Below are 23,232 nucleotides of genomic sequence, written 5' to 3'. Positions count from 1 at the left end.
GGCGGGCTTTATCAATGGACAGGAACATGGGCCTCGTACGAATATGACCTACAGCTCTTTGGGCTTCACGCTTTTGAAGCTTTCCCGCTCCCCTTTATATTTCCGGTAACCGGTATAAGTCAGGATCAGGATGATAAACGAGCCCGCCCAGAAGGTCCACGGCCATAGTCCGTTGACCTCGTCAATAGGGGCGAAGGCCGGGTTATCGTCTTTTTTCTTTCCGAACAAGCCGTTAAACACTTCCTCGCCGGAAGTCACCACATCCTGAATTTCGGCTGCCGAGGACGATGAAGACTGAACTAACCCGCCTGCATAGGATACCCAGGCATCCGCTGCGGTGATTTCCTCCGGCTTACGCTGAATGATCACGGCCGGGCGGATGATCTCATAATGGTTCTGCAGGCTCTCGTAAGCCGCTTTCATCCCCCGGGAGTCGGCAGCGGCCGCCCGGGCCTTCAATTCGCTCAGATCCTCACGGAGCACCTTGTAGTACTGCATCCACATCGGCTGCTTGGGGTGGCTTAAGCTGTCTGCGGCCAAACGGAATTTGGCCGAAGCGGTCAGCCATTGTTCCTGCTGGATTTGCGCCTGATTCGTCGCTTCCTTCATTTCCACCAAACTCTCCGACAGGGCATGAAATCCTTCCACACTCGTCAAGCCTTGAAAGGAAGAATGCTCAAATATATCGCTGGCCTGCAGAATTTCCTGCCGGACGAGATTGATGTTGCCTTCCAGTACATGCTTATAAACCGAATCGGCCAGTAGATCGAGCTGCTCCGCCTGCTTCGCCGCCTCAGCATTCTTCCCCGAACCTCCTGAAGCCGACAACGCATCGGCGTCCGCCGCCACCCAGGATAGGCTGCAGCCGAGTCCAATCAGCACCATGATGACCGCCAGGCTCCATCTGGCAGCCGTGCCTCTACGTAACATGGGACATCCCTCCTACCGTATATGTATGGCAGAAGGGATGTCCATAGAACCGATCTTGGACTCAGCGCCTGGCCTGTCTTATGACAAGCCAAGCCAGCAGGGCGCTGAACAGCGTCAAGCCGAAGGTAAAATATTGAACGCTCGCGATATCATCCATCAACTGAACGGGCAGCCAAGGAAATACCCCGTATGTATAATCCACCGTATCGTTCAAAAATGTCCAGGCCGCAGCCGGAATCAGCATCGTCTCGCCTAACTTGAACAGGCGGACGTACAGCAGCGCTTCAATGGCCATGGCCGAATGAGAGACGACCAGCATCCAATCCTGCCATACCAGCGCGGAACCCTGTGCAAATCCGGCAAATATCATGCTTACCGCCCAGATGCCGTACTTCACCGACGTCACGACGGCCAGCGACTCAATCAGCAGCCGGAATCCGTAGCCGAACTTCGTCTTTGGCGGATACAGCAGCATGTATACAGCGATTGTAAAAAATAAGCTTGCCGTCGGACTGTCCGGAACGAAAATGACCTGCCACAGGGGATTATTCGCCACGGTGTATTCCATTTGTTCGGCATACCAATAGTAACCGTATACTGTTCCCAGCAGGTTGCACCATAACAGGAGCCATAGAAATCCCCGGTTCCCGAGAAGTGAACGGCTCCAGAAATATGCGATCGACACGCTTGTCCCTCCTTGTACTTCCACGATACCTTTGCCCAAACGCTGGGGCTATTGTGATTCGTTCACTGTGTTTTTTAGCAAGCAGGCTCACTTTCTTTATCTCTTAAAAAAACCTGATCGTATTTACGATCAGGTTTTCATAAGTATGGCCGCTTATTGCTCTGCCTTTTGCTTCGAAAGCCATTCTGCCAAATGATCGATGTCTTTGTCGGTCAGGCCTGCAGCGATTGCTGAGTCGTACATCGCAGGCATCTTTCCTTCATAGCCCTCTTTGATGATCTTCAGAATGTCTTCTTTGTTATGTTTGTCGCCGACTCCACGGAGAGACGGACCCGCAGCACCTTTCATATCCGCTGCGTGGCAGGTAATGCAGCCTGCTTTTTTATAAGATTCCATTGCCGGATCTTCTTTGTCGACGATCGCGATCTCTTTTTGCTGGTTCGCGCTGGTCGTCGGAAGTCCTTTTGCCTTGTTTTCGGCCGCTTTCTCTTCACGCTGGATGTTCTCCGGAATTTGACCGGATGCAGCCATTTCTTCTTTGTAGTGGTGCCATGCGCTGTTTGTTAAATAAACGCAGGCTATCAAAGACAGCAGCATGAGCGAGGATGCGATCGGTCTACGATAGAAGCGGCGTTCTTTGCCTGTATCCAGAAACGGTGCCAATAGCAACGAACCAAATGCTACACCACTCACCCCGATGACGCCTAACACGACATAATCACCAGATGCATATGGCAGCTTCAGGTATTGATACAGGAACAAGAAGTACCAGTCAGGCATTGGAATAATAGACGCACTCGGGTTCGCAGGAAACCACAGTGGAGCTGGCTCCGCAATGGTGAGTACGAGAAATCCGACGAGTACAACAACACCGACCATCCATTCTTTCAAAAGAAAGTTAGGGATAAACGCTTCCGATTTACCTGGATACGACGTGTAGTCCGGCGGCGTAATGAACCCGTTGCCTTTGCGGACACGCGAGTCGCCTACATATACCACTTTTTCTTTTGAATTGTTTCCGTGTGCCATCGATATTCCTCCCTTCTTATTATAGTGGACCGGAAATGCCCTGTCTGCGGATCATGATAAAATGTCCGACCAGAAGAATGAGCAACACGGCCGGGAGGAAAAAGACGTGAAGTGCGAAGAAACGCGTTAACGTCTCGGCACCTACGATTGTACCGCCCTGCAGGAATTCCTTAATGATCGGCCCAAGCCATGGAACGGAATTCGCAATTTCCAGCGTAACCTTTGTTGCAAAGTAGGCCTTGTTATCCCATGGAAGGAGATAGCCTGTCAAGCCCAAACCCAGCATGATAAAGAATATCAGCATACCCACAACCCAGTTCATTTCGCGAGGCGCCTTATAGGAACCTGTGAAGAACACGCGCATGGTATGTAGGAACATCATAACGATAACCAAGCTCGCCCCCCAGTGGTGCATACCGCGGACGATTTGCCCGAAGGCTACTTTCGTCTGGAGGTACTCAACGCTGGCGTAGGCGTTAATGATGTCCGGAACGTAATACATAGTCAGGAACATCCCCGACAGGATCTGGATGACCGTGATAAAAAACGTCAATCCGCCAAAACAGTATACAAACGCAGAGAAATGATGCGCCGGGTTAACGTGCTCCGGCACTTCATGGTCCGCCACGTCTCTCCAAATCGGCGTGACATCAAGACGTTCATCAATCCAGTTGTAGACATTCTTAAACATCCGAATCTACGCCTCCTATTTCACTTCAGTATTTGGCTCTACCCCGCCCAAATAAATCCAACCGTTTTCAATTTTCAATTTGTAGGTGTCGAGCGGCTTCGGTGCTACAGCCAAGTTCTTGCCTTCTTTGGTATAACGTGCCCCGTGGCATGGGCAATGGTATTCATCCGGGAAGCTTTTATCATTGTTCCAGCCGACCGTACAGCCCAAATGCTTACAGATCGGGGACAGCGCATAGATTTTTCCCTGTTCATCCTTGCGGATCCAAGCAGTTAATGTTGCAGTGCTTGCATACCATCCATCCTGCTGTTTCAGCTCAAAAGAGAATTCCTGAGGCTCGTCGGTAATCTTGCTTTCTTCGACAACTTTAATGAACTCTCCCTCGCCCTTCTTGTGCAGGATCGGATCCACAGCAAAACGCACCATCGGCAGGACTGCACCGGCTGCCATGTAAGCAGTGGCACCGCCCAATGTATAAGTCAGAAATTGTCGACGGGACATTTCTTTACGACCGGGTGGTTTGTGAGATGGTTCATGGTGCTCATTTTGGTTGCTCATAATGTCTTCAACCCCCTTTGTCAACCAAGTCTTAAAGTGCTTTCAATGATTATTATCACACGACTTACTAGGACATAATAATAATATATTAGCCTTATAAGACCGTCAAGAATATCCAACTCTTTTATGAGGCGGAAGAAGATTCACCCAATTAAATTGTTGAATTTCTGTCACATTTCCATCTTGCTGGCACGCTGCCACATTTCCTGTATTTTATCCTTAATCTGGCCTGCTATACCTGCTCCGCCGGTTTCTTCATTGAACACTTTCCGGCACAGAACCAAATCGCAGCTTTCAATCTGGCCTTGGGTCAGCTTGATGTCTGCCGACATGACAATAACGTAAGCAAAGCCCGCTTCCCTTACGTTCCGACAAACTTCCTGCAATAGCGACAGATCTTCCCCTTGGCCATATTGTATGGCTGGGTATGTAATGATCCTCCCTTTAAACGGGATCTCGACAAGGTCCATAAAATCCCGCAGCCGGGCCAATGCCTCCGTCGCTTCCATGGGAGACTCTTTGCCCGACAAGCCGGTGTAAGGGATGAGGCAGGTGTCGAAATAGGGGGAGAGCTCACTCCAGGTTGCCTCTTCCACTTCGCTGAACTTCATTCAAGGGTTCACCCTTTCCATTATTTTTCACCATTCCATTCTATAATATGCTTGTTCCCGTGTCAGCAATTTGTAAAATTCATTGGTGAAGGCCATTCCAACAAAAAAGAAATGCAGCATGGGTGCCTGCATTTCTTTTCATTTATTCCACTTAATTAAGCAACTTCAGTTCATCCGTCAGGTTACGGAAAGCCGCCTCGTCTCCGGATGCCAGAGCCCTGTCTATTTCGCGGTAAAGCTCCTCGCTCCGGTGTTTTCGCAACGCTTCGTCCCATACCATTTCAGCCGCCAGCCCCAACATGACTTCATAAGTAGCTTTCATCTTATCCATTAGGATGCACCTCCGAACCTTTGATTAGAACATCCTATACTCTTTACCCTTGTCCACATAGTTTTGAGTGGTACGATACATTCTGCGCAAGTCTTCTTCGGTTAATTCACGGACCACTCTCGCCGGCGAACCCAGAGAAAGCGTATAGGGTGGTATTTTTTTATTTTCAGTTACGATAGATCCTGCCCCTATTAAAGCATATTCACCAATCTCGGCCCCGTTCAGTACGATGGCCCCCATTCCGATTAATGTACCCTTGCCTATTGTGCAGCCATGAACGATGGCGGCATGTCCGACGGAGACGTCGTCCTGGAGAATCAGCGGCTCGTCCGTATTGACGTGGCCTACCACTCCATCCTGGATGTTGCACCGGTCACCGATCACAATGGGTGCCATATCACCCCGAAGCACGGCGTTAAACCATACGCTTGATTGTTGTCCAATTTGGACGTCACCGACAATTTTGGCACCCTCCGCGACATAGACGGATGGGTGAACTTTTGGCAGATGCTGGCCGTAAGGTAACAGCATGTTTTCATCACCCCTTAACTTTGGGAGTGATTGTAACAAGGCGGCTATGACTTGTCAATGAGCGGTTCCAGCTCGCCGCTTCCGAGGTTCAGGCTTTTGCTGGCCAGCTTCTGTCCGAAAGCGGTCATTTTCAGAACCATGCCGCTCTCCGGACTTTCTCCGATGCGGATTAGCCCTAGATGCATCATCATCTCGATAATTCTTTCATTTAATATCGACTCTGCAGTGTCGTAATAAAACGGTTTGATCAGCCAGCCCAAAGCATCATGCAGGGAAGCGGCGGTTACCCATTCCTTGGCGCATTCCCCGGTCCAATATACGAGGGATGCCAAGTTAGGTATGGCGCTTTTATAAAGTTTTAACCAAAAGCGGAAAATTTGTACCATGCTCTCTTTACTCCCGCTTTCCAGCAGCTCTGCGCCCTTGCCGGACAGCTCCAGCCGGCTGCCGTTCTCTTCGATATATCTATGGTAGAAGGCATAGTCATACAGAAGTGCCATCCGGTTGGGGTATGCATTGAAGCTCCTGCCATAGCCAAAGCGCCATCCCCCTTTGGTCAGTAGGGGCTCGCTGACATGGAACATGTCCATTAACTGCTGCTGGTATCGTTTGTACATCACGAATTCCTGATTCAGCTCGATCTCCTGCTGGTTCACATACTTCAGCATGTACATCAGATCCTCGGCGCACAGTTCCTGCTCTTCCCGATAAACCGGAGGCTCGCCGGATTTAACGACCTTTCGCTTCAGCGTGTGCCCTAGCTCGGCCCGGAACCTGTCCTTCAGATCGTTCGGCATTTGAAACAGATATTTGGTACTGGACGTCATCCCGTTGAACAGCCAGCCGCTGCGCTTATAGCGGGCGATGGCTTCCCTCGGGGTCTCATGCACCTCATTTGCCGGGATATCAAAAGCCGTCTGCCGGACGACAGCCGCCAGATCTTCTACGCTGTAAAACGATCTGTTATCAAACAAAACCGAATTAAGAAAGCGTAAATCTTGAAGGGAAACCGTGTTGACCTGCTGTTCGATGAATTCCCTCCGGTTCAGCGTGACCAGGATGCTCTGGATCAGTTCATGCTTGGAATTCCGTTTGCACTGACATTGGTAGTGGCTTGCAATGGTAGTCAGCTGGCCGATATCCGCATACGAAAGCATATCCGCTAAATTCATGTCATCATCGCCTCGCCGTTTTACTACCATTATGGGAATTATTACAATTTTTATTCGATCCGGGCAAAAAAAATAACCCGGCGCTTGTCCGAGTTATCCGTTCTTTTCCGCCAAATGGCGGGTGCAGTTATAGAGGAGAGGCACCCAGTCGATATCCTTTTTCTCCAGGATCGTAAGCGACAGGTTGCCAATCCGTTCGGTATATTTATCTCTGTACAGTGACTTGTACAGCTGTGCCAGCAGCCCGCCATGACTGACGACGAGCATGTTTTTATCGGGATAAGCCGTCCACATATCCTCCATAAACGCCAAAGCTCTAGCTTCAATCTGCTCGATCGTCTCCTGGCCCAGATCATTCACATCCCACGGCTTGCCCCAGCGGCTTTCCCGCTCTTCGGCCGTCAGCCCCTCCGCTTGCCCAAAACTCCGTTCATTCAGCCGCTCATCGGGCTCAAGCAATGGAATGTGAAGCTTGTCGGCCAGAATCTGCCCGGTTTCCCGCGCACGGGAAAGCTTGCTGCTGATGATAAAATCCCAACGGTACGGTTCATGAAGCAGCCTTTCCCCAAGCCGTTCCGCTTGCTGCCTGCCCTCTTCATTCAAAGGGATATCGCTCTGTCCCTGAATTTTGCCAAGCTTGTTCCAATCCGTCAGCCCGTGTCGGATCAAACCGATCATCATGCGCGTATCCCCCTTTCTTCTATATATATATGCGAAAGAACCTATTTCCGGATACGGCTCACCCTTCCCAACGAAAAGAGGGCCATTCCTACCCCGAGTACCGACAGAATCATCCAGTACTGTGGATGGGTCGGACCCATGCCGGCGACAAGCGGCTCGATAATCCCGCTGTTCGTCTTCGGGATCACATAGCTGATCTGTTCCGTCATAACAGACGAACCCGCAACGCCGGTCGGAAGAATTCCGGTAGGTACCGCTTCGGCTGTCTCTTTAGCAAACGGCTTATCCATGATGGCCCAATACAGAAAGCTCACCAAAAATACCGTGACAAACCCGGCAATCCACCAGGACATGCGTTTTCGGGTAGATGCGGGTACGGCAAAAGGTTTGCTCTGGTCCGGAATCAGCCACGGAGACTCCCGGTATATACGGTCCATGACGTTCCGGTTGATTTCTTCCGCCTGTTCTTCCGTCGGCTCCTCCTGCAATTCCATCATGAGAACCCGGCTTTCTTTCCATAACGCCAATTCTGATTGGCAATCACTGCAAGTGGCTGTATGCTGTTCGAGCTCAATCCGTCTCGGATCTTCCTCTTCCAAATCCAAAACGATGCCGAACAGGCTGTGAGCCTCATCGCAATTCATTTGCTTTTCATCCCTTCATATTCTTCATACGTCAGCTCGTAAAAATACGGCTCCAGCTGAACTTTTACACTGGACCTTGCCCGGAATAGAAGAGATTTTACAGAGCTGACGCTTTGACCTAAAATGTCGGCAATCTCCTGGTAATCGAGCTGATCGTATTCCCGTAAAATGAGCGCGGATCGCTGCTTTTCAGGCAGGTTGTTAATGGCCTCCCGTACCAGCTCAACCTTCTCAGTACGCAAAATGGCCTGCTCCGGCGCCACCTCCATCGGCGCAACCGGCGTAACCCCGCTCTCCTCAAGCGGTACATTGGCGCTGCGCTGCTTTCTCAGCTCGCTGAGCACCGTGTTCCGGGCAATCGTATAGAGCCATGTGGAGAACGACGCATCAACCTCACGAAACGAATGCAGGCTCTTGAAAGCCTTATAAAACGTCTCTGAACACAGGTCCTCCGCCATTAACTCCAAATGTGAACTTTTAAGCATATGATATACAAATGCCAATATTTTCCGCTGATAACGGCGCATCAATTCAGAGAAGAGCTCTACATTGCCCTTCTTGATGTCCTGTATCATCTGCGAATCCGTCATTTCCATTGTGACCTCCTCGACCGTACACAAGCATCCCCGTTCGATTCAGTTATATGTTTGTACTGAACAGGTGATGAAAAGTTGCGGTATTTACGCCACCGCGCGGCAGTATAAACGTCCAAAAAGCTATGTATTCGGCAAAATCGGCAACGATTCTACAAATATATCATTTCCATTGTAACATATTAATTCCTGCTAGTCAGTCAAACCTCAAGGTGAATTGCCAAATCCAAGGGGATATTAACGCTTTTTGGAACCCACTGAATCATCACTAATCTCTTAATAGACGAATTTCGTCACGTAAATGTTGCTAGATTATAGAAAAAAAATGGCCTCAAAATAAAAAAGGCAAAAAAAAACCACCCGCATTGGGTGGCTGCACAAAGTGCCATTTATTTGGATAGGAGTGGAGAGAAACCATACTGTACTTTTATTATATGTATACGTTTTCATTTTGTCAACACTAAAGTAAGCGTTTTTTTGTAAACGTTTTAAAATTTACTGCGATACCTGATAACTCATGGATTGCAGCAGTTCCTTGGCCCGCTCCAAATCATGTTCCTGCCTGAAGGACAGGCGCAGAATGCCAGGAACGTCCTCCCGGCTCTCAATGATCTGCATGTTGCTGAGGTTGATGTGCCGAACCCCCAGCTCCGTGGCGATTTTACCGATAATACCGGGCGTATCCGGGACGTCGAGGTACAGATCAAAGCTAGGCGTAATCATGCCCTTCCGGCGTTCCGGAAGTTCGCTGCGGAAATCGTTCGCTTTGGCAAACGCCTCTTGTATCGCCTCTCCATCGCCTTCTTCCAGCATTTCTACGAACGCAGCGATGCCTTCATTCCAGTCCTTCAGCTGTCTGAGCAGCACGTTTTTGTTGCCCAGCAGGATATCGCGCCAAATCAGCGGATCGCTGGATGCAATCCGGGTAATGTCACGAAAACCGCCTGCCGCGAGCAGCCGGTATAAGGAATTGGCATGATTGTAATCGCACACCTGGTTCACCAGCGCCACCGCGATGATATGCGGCAGATGGCTGATCGCCCCGACGATCTCATCGTGCAGGACCGGATCCACCTTGACGATCTGGGCGCGGGTGTACGACAGGAGCTGCGCCAGCGCGTCATAAGCATGGTCAGGCGTTCCCGGAGGCGGAGTCAGCACATAATACGCGTTCTCAAACAGCAGCGGTGTGGCCGCCTCTACACCGGAACGCTCGGAGCCGGCCATCGGGTGCCCGCCGATGAAGTAAAAGTCCTTGAAATCATGCTCACGCGCAGCTTGCGCGATGCTCGCCTTCGTGCTGCCCACATCGGTGACGATGCAGCCTTTTTTCAATGGCAAGTTGCTTAACCGGTCCAGGTATTCTTCCAGCATACCGACAGGAACGCACAAAAAAATGAAGTCCGCATCAAGTGCGGCTTCTTCCATGGACAGCGTCGCTGCGTCGACGACGCCGCGGCTCATATATTTGTCGGCCAATTCGGGGAGATGGGCATGGCCCACGACGGTCAGGCCGGGCTTGCCTTTAAAGCAAAGCGCCAGCGAACCGCCGATCAGACCCACTCCAAATATAGCAATCTTCGTTGTATTCATGTTCCCTCACTCGTTTGTTCGCACTTACTGCACTTGGGCCTTATCTTCGCTCAATACCTGCTCCAATGCGTGAATAAATGCTTTATTTTGTTCCTCGGATCCCACGGTCACACGAACATGGTTCGGATACTTGCCGAAGCCGGCGCGAACGATAATTCCCTTGTGCAGCAGCGATTGGAACATTTCCACCGCAGGCTTGCGCACATTGACCATAATAAAGTTGCCGTGCGCCGGGAAGTAATCGAGACCCAGCCGTTCGAATTCGGCCTGCAGCTGCTTGATGCCCTCCGCGTTGGCGATGCGGCAATTGGCCACGTATTCCTGATCCGCAAGCGCCGCTTTGGCCGCCGCCTGGGCTGCACGCGTCGTGTTGAACGGCTCGCGTACCCGGTTGATCAGCTGAATGACCTCAGGCTGAGCCACGCCGTACCCGATCCGCAGGGAAGCCATGCCGTAGATCTTCGAGAAGGTCCGGAGAACGACCAGGTTTGGATACTTGGCAAGAAGTTTACTTCCGTCCGGATAGGAGAGGTCGGTTACATACTCAAAGTAAGCTTCATCCAGCACCACCATGACATCCGATGGGACCTGATCCAGGAAGCCGGTCAGTTCGGTTTCGGAAAGAATCGTTCCCGTCGGGTTGTTCGGGTTGCAAATCCATACGATCTTCGTTTTGCTGCTGAGCTTGGCGAGCATCGCTTCAAGATCATGCTTTCCGTCCACCAGCGGCACTTCGATGCTGACGGCCCCTTCGATGTCGGCGTTGCTTTTATATACGGAGAAGGTTTGATCCGCCATAATCGTCTCGTCGCCGGAAACCAGAAACGCGCGGCAGATCAGGGCGATGACTTCATCCGAGCCGCAGCCGAAAATGATTTGTCCGGGCTCTACGCCCAGGAAACGGGCCACTTCCGCGGTAAGCTCCACCGCTCCACCGTCCGGGTACAGGCTGATGTTGTCGAGCTCGGCAAGCACCGCCTCCTTCACCCGCGGCGAAGCGCCGTAAGGATTTTCGTTGGAAGCCAGCTTGATGACTTCACTGAGACCAAGCTCCCGCTTGACTTCTTCAATCGGTTTGCCCGGCTCATAGACTGGAATGTTCACTATCTGGGATTTTGGTTTCACCGTATCCCCCTCACTTTCAACACAAGATTATGGTTTTAATTGTGCCACAAATTCACGGATTTGCAAAAGGCCCTGCTCATGCGTATCTCTGCCCTGAAGCAGCGGAATGGCCTCTTCGACCTTGCGGACGATGGCGCTGCCCACGACGACGCCGTCGCAGATCCGGGAAAAGCGAACCGCCTGTTCCCTGTTCGAAATGCCGAAGCCAATGGCTACCGGAATGTCCGTATACTGCTTCACGCTGGCGATGAAATCTTCCACGCCTTCGTGGAAGCTTGCCCGCTCACCCGTCACGCCGAGCGAGGATACACAGTAAATGAAGCCTCTGGCTCCTTCCACGATCGATTTGATCCGCTCATGGGAGGTCGGAGCCACCAGCGGCACGACATGGATATCCGCCCGCTCAGCCCGGGCGCGCACGTCGGCCGACTCCTCGATCGGCAGGTCCGGGATGATGATGCCGCTGATGTCATGAGCTTTGACCTCCTCAAAAAAGCGGTCCAGCCCGAACTGTAGCACCGGATTGTAATAGGTAAACAGAATGAACGGAAGCCTCACGCCGGCTTTGCGCGCTCTGACCGCCGTCTCCATGCAGGTCTTGATCGTCACCTGATGCTTCAGCGCCCGCTCGGAAGCCCGCTGAATTACCGGACCGTCAGCCAAAGGGTCCGAATACGGCACACCCAGCTCGATCATGTCGGCTCCGGCCGCTTCGAGACCGGCTATAATTTCAACCGACGTATCGGGATCCGGATCACCGATGGTCAGAAAAGGAATCAGCGCCGTTTGATTCTCCTGTTTGAGACGGGCAAACGTTTGATCCATCAAATTCATGCCTGTTTACCTCCCGTATAAGCCATGATGGACTCCACGTCCTTGTCTCCCCGTCCGGACAAGCAGATGACGACGATGTCGTCGGCTCCGAGCCGCGGCGCCATCTTCACCACTTCAGCGATGGCATGTGCGGATTCCAAAGCCGGAATGATCCCTTCCGTCCGGCATAACAGCTGAAGCGCATCGAGCGCTTCCTGATCCGTTATCGGAACGTATTGGGCACGCTCAATGTCCTTAAGGTAAGAATGCTCAGGTCCGACGCCCGGATAATCCAGTCCGGCCGATATGGAGTGAGCTTCCTGCACCTGGCCAAAATCGTCCTGCAGCAGATAGCTCATCGAGCCTTGGAAGACGCCATGGGTGCCCTTGCTCATCGTCGCCGCGTGGAAGGCGGTCTCCACGCCCTTCCCTGCAGCTTCCACGCCGATCAAGCGGACATCCTTATCTTCGATAAACGGGTAGAACATGCCGATCGCATTGCTGCCGCCGCCAATGGCCGCGACAACGTAGTCCGGCAGCCGCCCTTCCGTCTCCTGGATCTGGCGGCGCGTCTCGTCGCCGATAATCCGCTGGAAGTTGCGCACCATCATCGGATACGGATGCGGCCCTACGGCAGAACCGAGGATGTAGAACGTATCGTCAACATGGCTGACCCAATACCGCAGCGCCTCGTTGCCGGCATCCTTCAGTGTTCGCGAACCGGACGTAACGGGTACGACTTCCGCGCCCAGCATCTGCATCCGGAATACGTTCAGCGCCTGCCGCTTCGTATCTTCTTCTCCCATGAACACCTTGCATTCCATACCCAGGAGTGCGGCCACGGTTGCCGTTGCCACGCCGTGCTGGCCTGCTCCCGTCTCGGCAATGACCTTCGTCTTGCCCATTCGCTTGGCGAGGACGCCTTGTCCGAGCGCATTGTTGATTTTATGGGCGCCGGTGTGATTGAGGTCCTCCCGTTTCAGGTAGATCTTCGCCTGCCCCAAATGCTCGCTGAGACGCTCCGCATAGTACAAGGGCGTCTCACGGCCGGAGTACTGCTTAAGCAGATAATTCAGCTCCTCCTGAAAGCTTGGGTCGTCTGAATACCGGTTGTATGACTCCTCAAGCTCGATCAGCGCGTTCATGAGCGTCTCGGGAACGAATCGTCCGCCAAAAGGGCCGAACCGCCCGTTCTTGTCTGGTAATTGTGTTGTCATGCCTGCTTCACCCTTCCCACAAATGCTGCGATTTTGTCTATATCTTTTACTCCGTCGCTTTCCACGCCGCTGGAAACGTCTACGCCATCTGGGCTGTACTTATTGATCAGCTCGGCCACGTTGGACGGCAGAAGGCCACCGGCTACAAACAGCGGTATCCCTTGGGTTCTAGCCCAATCGCGGTATGCCGGTATTTCCTCCCAGGCAAACGTGCTTCCCGATCCTCCGCCATAGACCGGATCGAATGTATCAAGCAGCAGGCCGTCGATCACGCCTGCGTATCGTTCATGATTTATAGATGCTTCGGAATTCTCATTAAGGGATTGAACCGACAAGACCTTGAATACCCGTGTCCCCAAGCGTTCCTTGACCTCCCGGCAAAATTGCGGACTTTCCTGTCCATGGAGCTGAACGACATCAAGCTGGGCCTGATCCATGATTGCAGCGAGCTCTTCCAGGTCCGGGTTGACGAACACGCCGACGCTTTGCGGAATCTCGGGCGTCTGCCATGCCTTCAGCTGCGCTGCAAGCAGGGCAGCCTGTTCAGGCGTTACCCGGCGCCGGCTCGGTGCGAATACGAATCCGATATAATCCACAGGCAAGTTTACCATTGATTTTAGCACTTCAACGTCCTGAAGTCCACAAATTTTTACCGCCGTCTCACCCACGATGCTTCACTTCTCCCCCGGAAAAAGTCGGCCCCATCAAGTCACGGACCGCCTCTGCGATGTCATCCCGGCGCATGAAATACTCACCGATCAGCACGCCGCTTGCTCCCGCCTGCTCCAAATACGCCATATCCTCTTTGCCGGCGATGCCGCTCTCGCTGATGACGGGAATCCCTTGTGGAATCAGCTCCCGAAGCTTTGCCGTCGCTTCCAGGGAAGTCTCGAACGTATGCAGATTCCGGTTGTTGATCCCGATCAGCGCTCCTTGGTGCAAATCCGCTCCCAAGCCAAGCACGGTTTCGAGCTCTTCCCGGCTGTGAACTTCAATCAGGGCGTCCAGCCCGACCGCACCTGCCCGCTGCAGGTAAGCGGCGATTTGATCTGGCTCCAGAATGGCTGCGATCAGCAGTACCGCGTCCGCTCCGAGGAGGCGGGCTTCATAAATTTGCCGCTCGTCGATGATGAAATCCTTCCGCAGCAGCGGCAGGTTCACCGCGGTGCGCACATCGCGCAAATACTGCCCGCTCCCCTGAAAGTATTCAACGTCCGTTAGAACCGACAGGCAGTCGGCCCCTGCCGCTTCATAAGCCTGGGCGATTCGCACCGGATGAAAATCCGGACGAATGAGTCCCTTGGAAGGCGAAGCTTTCTTCACCTCGGCGATGAGCCCCATGCTCCGCTTGCGTCCTGCAGTCAGCGCCCGGTGGAACCCTCTGGTCGCGGGCATCGCCGCGATTTGGCGTTCCGCTTCCGCAAGCGAGAAATGCTCAGCGAGTCGGGCCACCTCAGCCCGTTTGGTTTGTACGATTTTATCAAGATACATAGCTCAGCTCTCCTGTCATTTGGATCAGTTGCTCCAGTTTGGCCGATGCGCTGCCGTTGTCGATGGCGCCGGCCGCCGCCTGCACGCCCTCCGCGATGCTGTCCGCAAGGCCCGCCACATAGATGCATGCCCCCGCGTTGGCCAGCACGATGTCGCGGTACGGGCTCTTCTCGCCTGCCAGCACCGAGCGGATAATGGCGGCATTTTGCACCGCATCGCCGCCCAGAACGGCTTCCAGCGGGTGGGCGTCCAGCCCGAGATCATGCGGGTGAATCTGATAGGTCCGCACTTCGCCGTGGCGCAGTTCGGAAATTTGCGTCGGGCCGGAAATGCTGATTTCGTCGAGCCCTTCCAGGCTGGTCACGACGAGCGCCCGTTTGGAGCCGAGCTCCTTCAGCACGTTAGCGATCGTTTCGGTCTTGTTCCGGTCGTAAATTCCCAGCAGCTGACGGTCGGCTCCGGCCGGATTCGTCAGCGGCCCCAGCATATTAAATACCGTCCGTACGCCGAGCTCCTTGCGCGGAGCGGCTGCATGCTTCATGGACGGATGGTAGATTTGGGCGAACAGGAAGCAGATGCCGATTTCCTCCAGGCACCGTTTGGCCTGTTCACTGCTCAAATGAATGTTAACGCCGAGCGCTTCCAGTACATCGGCGCTGCCCGCGCGGCCGGAGGCCGAGCGGTTGCCGTGTTTTGCCACCCGGACCGAAACGGAAGAAGAAATAATCGCCGAGACCGTAGAAATGTTGAATTTGTGGATCCCCGATCCGCCCGTTCCGCAGGTATCCAGCAGCCTTGCGTTGTCGGTCGCCACATGGCTCGCGACGCTTCTCATCGCTTCGGCAAAGCCCGTGATTTCATCCACCGTCTCCCCCTTGATCCGCAGCGCCGTCAGCAGTGCCCCGATCTGGGAAGATGTCGCCGCTCCTTCCATGATGCACTGCATCAGTCCGCGGGCTTCCTCCCTTGAAAGATCCGCGCCTCCGATCAATTGTGACAAACTGGCATGAATCAATTCGCTTGCGCCCATGCTCTTTCCTCTCCTTTCCGGTCCATTAAGGTGTATATTCAAAAAAATAATCCTGATTGGTCACTTCGCGCTCCGGTTTCACCTGCGGGAACATCGCTTCCGCCGTCCGGATCGATTTCAGGAGCGCTTTGGCTTTGTTCACCGTCTCCTCATACTCTTTCTCCGGAACGGAGTCCCACACAATGCCTGCGCCCGCCTGCACGTACGCCTTGCCCTTGCGGAATATGATCGTCCGGATCGTAATGCAGGAGTCCATGTTGGCGTTAAAGCCCAGGTACCCGATGGCGCCGGCATAAGCGCCGCGCGCCTCCCGCTCCATCTCGGCGATGATCTCCATCGCTCTCAGCTTCGGTGCTCCAGATACCGTTCCCGCCGGCAGGCAGGACAGAAAGGCGTCGAAGAAATCTTTGTCGTCGCGCAGCGTGCCCGACACATTCGATACCATGTGCATCACATGCGAATACTTTTCAATTTCCATAAAGCTGTCGCATTTGACGGTGCCGAACGCCGACACCCTGCCAAGATCGTTGCGTCCCAAATCCACGAGCATCAAATGCTCGGCGCGCTCCTTCTCATCGGCGAGCAGCTCGGCGGCAAGGCGGCTGTCTTCCGCCTCATCCGCTCCCCGCGGCCGCGTGCCTGCGATCGGACGTGTGCCGACCCGGTTGCCGTCGACCTTGACGAGCGCCTCGGGCGAGGTGCCGACAATGATTTCTTCATGCATTTTCAAATAATACATATAAGGCGAAGGATTCAATGTTCTCAGCACCCGGTACACGTGCAGCGGGGACACCTCCGTCTCGATATGAAAGCGCTGGGACAGAACCACCTGGAAAATGTCTCCTGCGCGAATATACTCCTGCGCCTGGCGGACATTCGCCATATACTGCTCCCTGGTCATATTCGACTTGATTTCGCCGAGGTCGATATCCGCCGGTATGCTGCGGCCGTTAACGTTCTCTCTCGGGCCCTGCTCTTGCAGCTGCTCCGCGATCTCCTCCAGCCTGCAGTCCACCTCGTCATACGTTTTGCGGATCGCTTCGTCGCTGTCCCCTTCTTTTACATGCACGTTGCCGACCAGCAAAATTTGCTGCTTCACATGATCGAACACGATGATCGTGTCGCAGAACATGAACCGGATGTCGTCCATCCCCAGATCGTCGACCTGATGCGCGGGAAGCTTCTCATAATACTGCAGCAGATCGTATCCGAAGAAACCGATCGCTCCTCCCGTGAACGGAGGAAGATCATCGAGTTTCGGGCTTCGGTACGAGCGAAGCAGCGCCTTGAGCTCCTCAACGGGCTTCCCTTTCATGCTCTGCTTTTGTCCACCCTGCTCCAGCACGATTTCCCCCTTCTTGCCGGAGATCATCATGAACGGGTCCGTCCCGATAAACGAATAACGGGCCCACTGGCTTCCTCCCTCTACACTTTCAAGCAGAAATGCGCATTCCCGCTGGGCATAGCGCTGAAACAAACGGATTGGCGTTTCCATATCGGCCAACAGCCGCTTGACGACCGGGATCAGATTGTACTGTCCGGCCAGGGCGATGACCTGCTCTTTACTAGGATTCAACATCGTGTACCCTCCTTCGATTGATCAGGACTTGTTGAGCAGCAGACTCGAAAACAACAAAAAAACCTCTACCGAAGTAGAGGTTTGGATTTCAATAAGTATATGAAAGAGTCCGACAGCATGAACCGCATCCACAATCACTCGTCCCCTAATACACGGAAACGCATTGACTGCCTCAGCACGGACATGTTGACGAAATAGATCATGCAACCCTATGGACTCTGCTCTTCTATACTTAACTCATCTCATCTAAACTCTACTCATCTCAACTACCTACACTATACAGGAACAGTCCCTCTTCTGGCAACCTTGTTTTTAAAATCAGGCTTTAGGCGCGGCCAAATCCGGGCGCAGCTTTTTCGCTTCATTCAGATAGACGTGGTTGATCTCGGCCTGCCCCTTGTCGGTATTGACCGTCACCATAAGACGGATGCAGCGAGGCAGGCTTCCCTTGACCGGAACCTCCATCGAACACATCAGCGGCACAAGCTCCCAGCCTTCCAGCTGGCGGATCGCTTTGGCCGGAAACGCTGCATCCAAATCATGGGTCAGCGTAATCCAAATGCTGCAGATGTCTTCCGGATTGATGTCGTTGCGGTCGGCAATTTCCTTCATCAAACGAAGGGTCTCATCCAGAATTTCCTGTTCGTCGTTGCGGGTGACTGTCGTTGCTCCCCGTATTCCCCGGTTATACATGTTCAGGCTCCTTTCTTCTCAGCTCTTCGATCACTTCGCGGACCAGAGCTTCCGGTATGTCTTTCACAATGCTGACCTCCCCGATCCGATCCGGGACGATAAACACCATGGTGCCTTCCGTAAATTTCTTATCATGCTTCATCGCCGCGATCAGCTCATCCGTAGACAAGTGCTCCGGCAGTACGACCGGAAGCTTCAGTGCCTGCAGCATGGACACCGTTTCCGGATAAATGGAGGCATCACGTCCCAGTTTGACTGCCAGCATTGCCGAGCCAGCCATCCCGATGGAAATCGCCTCACCGTGCAAAAATTCCCCGTAGCCGCCCACCGCTTCAATCGCATGGCCAATCGTATGGCCCAGATTCAAAATGGCGCGCAGGCCGCCCTCGCGTTCATCGGCCGACACGACGTCGGCCTTGATGGAGCAGCCGCGTTCCAATCCGTACGCCAACGCCTCCCGGTCCAGGGACAGCAGCTCCGACGCATGGTCGCGGCACCAGCCGGCAAACTCCGCATCCCGGATCAAACCGTGCTTAACCATTTCGGCCAGCCCTGCGGATACTTCGCGCGCCGGCAGCGTCTGCAGCGTATCCATGTCGTAGAGCACCAGCTCGGGCTGATGGAAAGCGCCGATCATATTTTTGGCGAGCCGATGGTTGACGGCCACTTTCCCGCCGACGCTGCTGTCATGTGCCAGAATCGTGGTCGGAATCTGCACGAACTTGACGCCGCGCATATAGGTAGCGGCCACGAAACCGGCAAGGTCTCCAACCACGCCGCCGCCGAGCGCCAGAACGGCCGAGCTGCGGTCCAGACCACCCTGGATGGCAGTGGTCATCACTTCTTCGTACACCGTGAGGGACTTGGAGGTTTCCCCCGCTTTGACGATCGAGACAACTGCCGTATATCCCCGGCTTTCCAGACTTTGCTTAAGGGTTTCCAGATGGCGGGCCGCAACCTGCTCATCCGTGACGATCAGATGCGTGCTCTTCTTGGTCAGGCCGTGCTTCTCCATGTAGCTTCCCGCTTCAGGAAGAAGTCCCGGGCCGATATAGATCGGATATGAACGGTCGCCAAGCTCCACTTGTACGGTTCTCATCATCAGTACCTCTCCACTTGGGCCAGGTAATTTTCATAGTTGGCTCTGATTTCGTCCATCGAATCGCCGCCGAACTTCTCCAGGAACGCCTTGGCAATTTCCCAGGCCACCACATGCTCCATCACCACGCTCGCCGCGGGAACGGCGCAGGCGTCCGAACGCTCTACCTGAGCGGTGTACGGCTCTTTCGTGTCAATGTCTACAGTCTGCAAGGGTTTGTACAATGTCGGGATCGGTTTCATGACGCCGCGTACGACGACCGGCATGCCGTTGGTCATGCCGCCCTCAAAGCCGCCCAGACGGTTGCTGGCCCGGGTATATCCCTTGCCTTCCTTGTACAGGATTTCGTCGTGGACCTGGGATCCGCGCAGCACGCCCGCCTCAAACCCGATGCCGATCTCGACGCCCTTGAATGCGTTGATCGACATGACCGCTTGAGCGATCCGTCCGTCCAGCTTGCGGTCATACTGCACGTAGCTACCCAGACCGACAGGGACGCCCTCAACGATGCATTCCACGATCCCTCCGATGGAGTCGCCTTCCTTCTTAATCTCATCAATGTAGGCTTCCATCTTCGCTTCCGTTTCGGAATCCACCACCCGAACCGAGGAAGCCTCGGTGCGTTCGATCAGTTCGTCGACGCTCAGGTTGTTGGCCGGCGCTTCAATCTCGCCGATCCGGATGACCTGTCCGGCTATTTTGATGCCAAAAGCTTCGAGAAACTGGCGGGCGATCGCCCCGCAAGCAACGCGTGCCGCCGTCTCACGCGCACTGGAGCGCTCCAGCACGTTCCGCAGGTCCTTATGGTTGTATTTCAGTCCGCCGTTCAGGTCGGCATGCCCCGGGCGCGGGCGGTGAACGCGGCGCTTCTCTTCGTCCGACCCTTCGATCGGCTCCACGTTCATGATGCTGCTCCAGCTCGCCCAGTCCTTGTTCTCGACCACGAGGGCGACAGGTGCTCCCGTCGTGTAACCGTGCCGGACGCCGCCGACAATGTTCGCCGTATCCTTCTCGATCTGCATGCGGCGTCCCCGTCCATGCCCCTTCTGTCTGCGTGCAAGCTGAAAATTGATAGCTTCAAAATCCAGCTTCAACTGGCTCGGTAATCCTTCAATAATGGCCGTGAGTTGAGGTCCGTGCGTCTCCCCCGCCGTTAAGTAGCGTATACTCATGGTGCTTTCCCCCTTTAAACTGTTAAACATTAACTGGCTAAAATCCGCAGATATCTTTTGCCATTATAGTATAGCTGCCACGCTTTGACAAGAAACCCCTACATCTATATAAATTGTACGAAAGCAACGGAAAGCACTTCGTCTGAATGGCAGATGGAATCCAGGAGAAACAGGAGAAGCAGGGCTAGTTTTAGATCATTTTTTTGAACTCCATCCGAATCAAGCCGGGCTGCTCGCTTTGTTTTCGGCTCAGTCCTTTGCAACGTGGCCGCCCGATACCATAGGCGTAACAAGCACAAAAAACACCGCCTTTCCTCATGAAAGTGCGGTGCTTATTAGTCCAGTTTCCACCTGCCCCTATCGGCTGACCGGCTGACTGCTTCGCTGGTTATTCTTTTGGCTTTCCAGGGAATCCTGTACCAGGCGGCTCAGCTGGACGCTCTCAATGCCCAGAATCTGTCCGCATTCCTGAATGGTAATAAACCCGCGCTGATACGCGGTAATTACCTTTCTCTTGTCCATGATGTACAAACCTCCGCTTTGTCTGATACCGTAATATAATCGTAGTATCGCAAAGAGGAGGTTTGAATATACCTTGACGCCCTAAGCGTCCGCCTTTTTCCGGTAAAAAAAGGTTTCGGTCGGCTCGAGGCCGTATTGACCGGGCGTAAAAATTTGCTCGGTGCTTCCCACAAAGAGATATCCCCCGGGACGCAGCGCAGCGGCAAATTTATGGTAAAGCTTGGCTTTGGCTTCTTCCGTAAAATAAATCATTACATTACGGCAGACGATGAGATCGTGATTCTGCTCAAACGTATCGGTCAGCAGATTCTGCTTGCGGAATTGGACGTTTGCCTTGAGCCCTTCGCTGAACTTGTACATCGGTCCTTCCTGGGAAAAATACCGGGCTGCAACTTCCCTCGGCACGTCTTTCAGCGAGCGCTCGAGATACAAGCCTTGTTTCGCTTTGGCCAGCACGCCCTCGTCGATATCGGTGGCGATCAGCGTACTCGTCTGCAGCAGCCCTTTTCCGTCCAAAATCATGGCCAGCGTATAAGGCTCCTCTCCCGTGGAACATGCGGCACTCCACACCTTAAGCCTGGACCGCGCACCCGAGGTCAGTTCCGGAAGGATCGCATCGCGCAGCACTTCCCAGCGGTTCGGGTTGCGCCAAAATTCCGAGACGTTGATTGTCATCCGGTCCAAAAACTCATGAAACAAACGCTTATCCTTTTGCAGCGCATCGAAAAATTCCGCAAAACTGCTGTAACCGTTCTTTACTCTGAGCGTCGTCAGCCGCCGCTTCATTTGGGCTTCTTTATAGTCCGACAAGTCGATTCCCGTGCTTCGCTTAATATTCTGGATAAACCCTATGTAATCCGGGTCGAGCGTCCCTGGCTCTTCTGACGCACCACTATTATATAAAACAGGCTTTACATCCACGGCGTAATGCTGCGGTCGTAATTCACCAGTTCATGCGCTTCGAAGAAATTGGCGATTTCGCGTGCGCTGCTCTCCGGTGAATCCGAGCCGTGAATCAGATTATGGGGCGTATGGGAAGCGTAGTCCCCCCGAATGGTGCCCGGCAGAGCCTCCGTGACTTCCGTTTTGCCCATCAGAATGCGGGACAATTGAATAATGTTATCCCCTTCCCATACCATGGCGAACACCGGGCCGGACGTGATGAACTTGACCAGATTATCATAGAAGTCCTTGCCCTCATGCTCCGCGTAATGACGCTTGGCCTGCTCGTCCGACACCTGCACCAGCTTGCCGGCTACCATTTTGAAACCTTTGTCTTCCAATCTGCCGATAATTTTACCGATTAAACCACGCTGCACTCCATCAGGCTTGATCATTAAAAAAGTTCGCTGCATAAACTCACTCTCCATTTCCTCAAGTCATTGCGAATGTTGTACATAGTTATGATTTGTATTGTAAACAGAATGTCGGATCAGCGGAAGTATCAATACGAACGTTTGGTCACAAAATGGGCGATATCGCGCAAATTTTTCTTCGTCCGCTGGTTCGGAAGCCGGTCGAGCGCCTCCAGCGCTTTATGAATATAGCGCGTAGCCAGCTCCTCCGCCCGGGCGATGCCCGTGCTGGATTTGATGAGCGAAACCGCCGCGGAAACGTCGCATTCCCCATTATGTTCCCGGATGACGGCGATCTCCTCCAGCAGCGGTTCCCGAACCGCCTCGTCTTCCAGGGCGAACAGCACAGGCAGCGTAATATTGCCCTGCCGGATATCGCTTCCAGGCGGTTTGCCGATTTGCTTCTCCGTTCCGCACAGGTCCAAGAGATCGTCCTGAATCTGGAATGCCATCCCTACGTTGTAGCCGTAACGGTACAGCAGGTTGCCTACCTTCGGATCCGCATCAGCGGCTACCGCGCCAAGCTGGCAGCTGATGGCGATCAAAAGGGCGGTTTTGCGCCGGATACGGAGAAGGTAACGCCGGATACTCTGTTCCGTATTGAAGAAGTCCCGGATTTGCTCCATTTCCCCGATGGACATTTCGACCATCGCTTTGGAGAGGATTTGGTGAATCTTCGGGTTCTCCAGCTTGGTGGCCAGCAGCAGTGCCCGGGCATAAATATAGTCCCCTGTGTACATCGCGATTTTATTATCCCACTTGGACTTGACGGTCAATTGACCGCGGCGGGTCTCGGCATCGTCAATGACATCGTCGTGCACCAAGGAAGCCATGTGGATCAGCTCCAGGGGAACGGCCACATGCTTCAGCTTGTCCAGATCATAGCTGCCGAATTTGCCGCCCATCAGCACAAACACCGGACGCAGCCGTTTACCGCCTGCCTTCAGCAGATGCATGGACGTCTCGTTCAGCAGCTCGTGATCGCCCTCAATGCTGCGAAAGAGCTCTTGTTCGATTTGATTCATATCTTTTTTCAGTAAGCCGAATATGTCTAATCTCTTCATTCCTTCACCCGTATCAGCGTAAT

27 protein-coding genes are annotated in these 23,232 nt (G+C 53.5%); all 27 read right to left on the bottom strand.

Annotation, left to right across the window (positions count from 1 at the left end):
- Positions 1-48: 48 nt before the first annotated feature.
- The 27 genes from FHS19_RS11505 to FHS19_RS11375 all read right to left on the bottom strand — a co-directional run bounded on the left by FHS19_RS11505 (position 49) and on the right by FHS19_RS11375 (position 23,209).
- Positions 49-930, bottom strand: coding sequence for a sporulation protein YpjB (locus FHS19_RS11505; protein ID WP_183581968.1), 882 nt, complete (start codon positions 928-930; stop codon positions 49-51).
- A 61-nt stretch (positions 931-991) separates the two neighbouring features.
- Positions 992-1,615, bottom strand: coding sequence for a DUF1405 domain-containing protein (locus tag FHS19_RS11500; protein ID WP_183581967.1), 624 nt, complete (start codon positions 1,613-1,615; stop codon positions 992-994).
- Between the two features lie 153 nt (positions 1,616-1,768).
- A complete protein-coding gene (locus FHS19_RS11495; protein WP_183581966.1) occupies positions 1,769-2,644 on the bottom strand; it encodes a menaquinol-cytochrome c reductase cytochrome b/c subunit in 876 nt (291 codons plus the stop codon).
- A gap of 19 nt (positions 2,645-2,663) precedes the next feature.
- Positions 2,664-3,335, bottom strand: coding sequence for a menaquinol-cytochrome c reductase cytochrome b subunit (gene qcrB, locus FHS19_RS11490; RefSeq protein ID WP_076170115.1), 672 nt, complete (start codon positions 3,333-3,335; stop codon positions 2,664-2,666).
- Positions 3,336-3,350: 15 nt separating this feature from the next.
- A complete protein-coding gene (locus tag FHS19_RS11485) occupies positions 3,351-3,893 on the bottom strand; it encodes a Rieske (2Fe-2S) protein (protein WP_181153012.1) in 543 nt (180 codons plus the stop codon).
- Between the two features lie 170 nt (positions 3,894-4,063).
- A complete protein-coding gene (locus FHS19_RS11480) occupies positions 4,064-4,504 on the bottom strand; it encodes a DUF2487 family protein (RefSeq protein ID WP_183581965.1) in 441 nt (146 codons plus the stop codon).
- Between the two features lie 151 nt (positions 4,505-4,655).
- Positions 4,656-4,835 carry an IDEAL domain-containing protein gene (locus FHS19_RS11475; protein ID WP_076170113.1) on the bottom strand — a complete coding sequence of 60 codons (180 nt, stop codon included), beginning with the start codon at positions 4,833-4,835 and terminating at the stop codon, positions 4,656-4,658.
- A gap of 24 nt (positions 4,836-4,859) precedes the next feature.
- A complete protein-coding gene (locus FHS19_RS11470; protein ID WP_183581964.1) occupies positions 4,860-5,366 on the bottom strand; it encodes a gamma carbonic anhydrase family protein in 507 nt (168 codons plus the stop codon).
- 44 nt (positions 5,367-5,410) lie between these two features.
- Complete coding sequence (locus FHS19_RS11465) at positions 5,411-6,538, bottom strand: hypothetical protein (RefSeq protein WP_183581963.1); 1,128 nt, start codon at positions 6,536-6,538, stop codon at positions 5,411-5,413.
- Positions 6,539-6,631: 93 nt separating this feature from the next.
- Positions 6,632-7,219: a histidine phosphatase family protein gene (locus tag FHS19_RS11460; protein WP_183581962.1), complete on the bottom strand. Its 588-nt coding sequence runs from the start codon at positions 7,217-7,219 to the stop codon at positions 6,632-6,634.
- 41 nt (positions 7,220-7,260) lie between these two features.
- Complete coding sequence (locus FHS19_RS11455; RefSeq protein WP_183581961.1) at positions 7,261-7,863, bottom strand: anti-sigma factor family protein; 603 nt, start codon at positions 7,861-7,863, stop codon at positions 7,261-7,263.
- Positions 7,860-8,453, bottom strand: a complete 594-nt coding sequence (locus FHS19_RS11450) for an RNA polymerase sigma factor (protein ID WP_076170192.1) — start codon at positions 8,451-8,453, stop codon at positions 7,860-7,862. Before FHS19_RS11450 ends, FHS19_RS11455 begins: the two co-directional genes overlap by 4 nt.
- A 498-nt stretch (positions 8,454-8,951) precedes the next feature.
- Positions 8,952-10,049 (bottom strand): prephenate dehydrogenase, encoded by a 1,098-nt coding sequence (locus FHS19_RS11445; RefSeq protein WP_183581960.1) that lies wholly within the window; start codon positions 10,047-10,049, stop codon positions 8,952-8,954.
- 24 nt (positions 10,050-10,073) lie between these two features.
- Positions 10,074-11,174 carry a histidinol-phosphate transaminase gene (gene hisC / locus FHS19_RS11440; protein ID WP_183581959.1) on the bottom strand — a complete coding sequence of 367 codons (1,101 nt, stop codon included), beginning with the start codon at positions 11,172-11,174 and terminating at the stop codon, positions 10,074-10,076.
- A gap of 27 nt (positions 11,175-11,201) precedes the next feature.
- Positions 11,202-12,008: a tryptophan synthase subunit alpha gene (gene trpA / locus FHS19_RS11435; RefSeq protein WP_183581958.1), complete on the bottom strand. Its 807-nt coding sequence runs from the start codon at positions 12,006-12,008 to the stop codon at positions 11,202-11,204.
- Complete coding sequence (trpB, locus tag FHS19_RS11430) at positions 12,005-13,204, bottom strand: tryptophan synthase subunit beta (protein ID WP_183581957.1); 1,200 nt, start codon at positions 13,202-13,204, stop codon at positions 12,005-12,007. Before trpB ends, trpA begins: the two co-directional genes overlap by 4 nt.
- The gene (locus FHS19_RS11425; RefSeq protein ID WP_183581956.1) at positions 13,201-13,872 is read right to left on the bottom strand and encodes a phosphoribosylanthranilate isomerase; all 672 of its coding nucleotides are present in this window, start codon (positions 13,870-13,872) and stop codon (positions 13,201-13,203) included. Before FHS19_RS11425 ends, trpB begins: the two co-directional genes overlap by 4 nt.
- Complete coding sequence (trpC, locus tag FHS19_RS11420; protein ID WP_183581955.1) at positions 13,865-14,695, bottom strand: indole-3-glycerol phosphate synthase TrpC; 831 nt, start codon at positions 14,693-14,695, stop codon at positions 13,865-13,867. The genes FHS19_RS11425 and trpC overlap by 8 nt, the downstream gene beginning before the upstream one ends.
- Positions 14,685-15,725: an anthranilate phosphoribosyltransferase gene (trpD, locus tag FHS19_RS11415; protein ID WP_183581954.1), complete on the bottom strand. Its 1,041-nt coding sequence runs from the start codon at positions 15,723-15,725 to the stop codon at positions 14,685-14,687. Before trpD ends, trpC begins: the two co-directional genes overlap by 11 nt.
- A 25-nt stretch (positions 15,726-15,750) precedes the next feature.
- Positions 15,751-17,304 carry an anthranilate synthase component I gene (gene trpE / locus FHS19_RS11410; protein WP_183581953.1) on the bottom strand — a complete coding sequence of 518 codons (1,554 nt, stop codon included), beginning with the start codon at positions 17,302-17,304 and terminating at the stop codon, positions 15,751-15,753.
- Positions 17,305-17,622: 318 nt separating this feature from the next.
- The gene (aroH, locus tag FHS19_RS11405; protein ID WP_183581952.1) at positions 17,623-17,997 is read right to left on the bottom strand and encodes a chorismate mutase; all 375 of its coding nucleotides are present in this window, start codon (positions 17,995-17,997) and stop codon (positions 17,623-17,625) included.
- The gene (gene aroB, locus FHS19_RS11400; protein ID WP_183582912.1) at positions 17,990-19,096 is read right to left on the bottom strand and encodes a 3-dehydroquinate synthase; all 1,107 of its coding nucleotides are present in this window, start codon (positions 19,094-19,096) and stop codon (positions 17,990-17,992) included. The genes aroH and aroB overlap by 8 nt, the downstream gene beginning before the upstream one ends.
- A 2-nt stretch (positions 19,097-19,098) precedes the next feature.
- Positions 19,099-20,268: a chorismate synthase gene (gene aroC / locus FHS19_RS11395; RefSeq protein ID WP_221223905.1), complete on the bottom strand. Its 1,170-nt coding sequence runs from the start codon at positions 20,266-20,268 to the stop codon at positions 19,099-19,101.
- Between the two features lie 357 nt (positions 20,269-20,625).
- Positions 20,626-20,790, bottom strand: a complete 165-nt coding sequence (locus tag FHS19_RS11390) for a hypothetical protein (RefSeq protein ID WP_183581951.1) — start codon at positions 20,788-20,790, stop codon at positions 20,626-20,628.
- An 81-nt stretch (positions 20,791-20,871) separates the two neighbouring features.
- Positions 20,872-21,711, bottom strand: a complete 840-nt coding sequence (locus FHS19_RS11385) for a CheR family methyltransferase (RefSeq protein WP_183581950.1) — start codon at positions 21,709-21,711, stop codon at positions 20,872-20,874.
- Complete coding sequence (ndk, locus tag FHS19_RS11380) at positions 21,702-22,145, bottom strand: nucleoside-diphosphate kinase (protein ID WP_183581949.1); 444 nt, start codon at positions 22,143-22,145, stop codon at positions 21,702-21,704. The genes FHS19_RS11385 and ndk overlap by 10 nt, the downstream gene beginning before the upstream one ends.
- Before the next feature lie 89 nt (positions 22,146-22,234).
- The gene (locus FHS19_RS11375) at positions 22,235-23,209 is read right to left on the bottom strand and encodes a polyprenyl synthetase family protein (protein WP_183581948.1); all 975 of its coding nucleotides are present in this window, start codon (positions 23,207-23,209) and stop codon (positions 22,235-22,237) included.
- Positions 23,210-23,232: the final 23 nt, after the last annotated feature.

This window comes from Paenibacillus rhizosphaerae (assembly GCF_014192015.1).
In the GTDB taxonomy this organism is placed as follows: domain Bacteria; phylum Bacillota; class Bacilli; order Paenibacillales; family Paenibacillaceae; genus Paenibacillus_AQ; species Paenibacillus_AQ rhizosphaerae.
The sequence above is the reverse complement of the archived record's forward strand: the minus strand, read 5'-3'. Positions and strand labels throughout refer to the sequence as shown.

Coding starts and splice junctions, on each gene's coding strand:
- FHS19_RS11505 (WP_183581968.1), bottom strand. CDS start 930: ATGTTACGTAGAGGCACGGCTGCCAGATGGAGCCTGGCGGTCATCATG.
- FHS19_RS11495 (WP_183581966.1), bottom strand. CDS start 2,644: ATGGCACACGGAAACAATTCAAAAGAAAAAGTGGTATATGTAGGCGAC.
- qcrB (WP_076170115.1), bottom strand. CDS start 3,335: ATGTTTAAGAATGTCTACAACTGGATTGATGAACGTCTTGATGTCACG.
- FHS19_RS11485 (WP_181153012.1), bottom strand. CDS start 3,893: ATGAGCAACCAAAATGAGCACCATGAACCATCTCACAAACCACCCGGT.
- FHS19_RS11480 (WP_183581965.1), bottom strand. CDS start 4,504: ATGAAGTTCAGCGAAGTGGAAGAGGCAACCTGGAGTGAGCTCTCCCCC.
- FHS19_RS11475 (WP_076170113.1), bottom strand. CDS start 4,835: ATGGATAAGATGAAAGCTACTTATGAAGTCATGTTGGGGCTGGCGGCT.
- FHS19_RS11470 (WP_183581964.1), bottom strand. CDS start 5,366: ATGCTGTTACCTTACGGCCAGCATCTGCCAAAAGTTCACCCATCCGTC.
- FHS19_RS11465 (WP_183581963.1), bottom strand. CDS start 6,538: ATGAATTTAGCGGATATGCTTTCGTATGCGGATATCGGCCAGCTGACT.
- FHS19_RS11460 (WP_183581962.1), bottom strand. CDS start 7,219: ATGATGATCGGTTTGATCCGACACGGGCTGACGGATTGGAACAAGCTT.
- FHS19_RS11455 (WP_183581961.1), bottom strand. CDS start 7,863: ATGAATTGCGATGAGGCTCACAGCCTGTTCGGCATCGTTTTGGATTTG.
- FHS19_RS11450 (WP_076170192.1), bottom strand. CDS start 8,453: ATGACGGATTCGCAGATGATACAGGACATCAAGAAGGGCAATGTAGAG.
- FHS19_RS11445 (WP_183581960.1), bottom strand. CDS start 10,049: ATGAATACAACGAAGATTGCTATATTTGGAGTGGGTCTGATCGGCGGT.
- trpA (WP_183581958.1), bottom strand. CDS start 12,008: ATGAATTTGATGGATCAAACGTTTGCCCGTCTCAAACAGGAGAATCAA.
- trpB (WP_183581957.1), bottom strand. CDS start 13,204: ATGACAACACAATTACCAGACAAGAACGGGCGGTTCGGCCCTTTTGGC.
- trpC (WP_183581955.1), bottom strand. CDS start 14,695: ATGTATCTTGATAAAATCGTACAAACCAAACGGGCTGAGGTGGCCCGA.
- trpD (WP_183581954.1), bottom strand. CDS start 15,725: ATGGGCGCAAGCGAATTGATTCATGCCAGTTTGTCACAATTGATCGGA.
- trpE (WP_183581953.1), bottom strand. CDS start 17,304: ATGTTGAATCCTAGTAAAGAGCAGGTCATCGCCCTGGCCGGACAGTAC.
- aroH (WP_183581952.1), bottom strand. CDS start 17,997: ATGTATAACCGGGGAATACGGGGAGCAACGACAGTCACCCGCAACGAC.
- aroB (WP_183582912.1), bottom strand. CDS start 19,096: ATGAGAACCGTACAAGTGGAGCTTGGCGACCGTTCATATCCGATCTAT.
- aroC (WP_221223905.1), bottom strand. CDS start 20,268: ATGAGTATACGCTACTTAACGGCGGGGGAGACGCACGGACCTCAACTC.
- FHS19_RS11390 (WP_183581951.1), bottom strand. CDS start 20,790: ATGGACAAGAGAAAGGTAATTACCGCGTATCAGCGCGGGTTTATTACC.
- ndk (WP_183581949.1), bottom strand. CDS start 22,145: ATGCAGCGAACTTTTTTAATGATCAAGCCTGATGGAGTGCAGCGTGGT.
- FHS19_RS11375 (WP_183581948.1), bottom strand. CDS start 23,209: ATGAAGAGATTAGACATATTCGGCTTACTGAAAAAAGATATGAATCAA.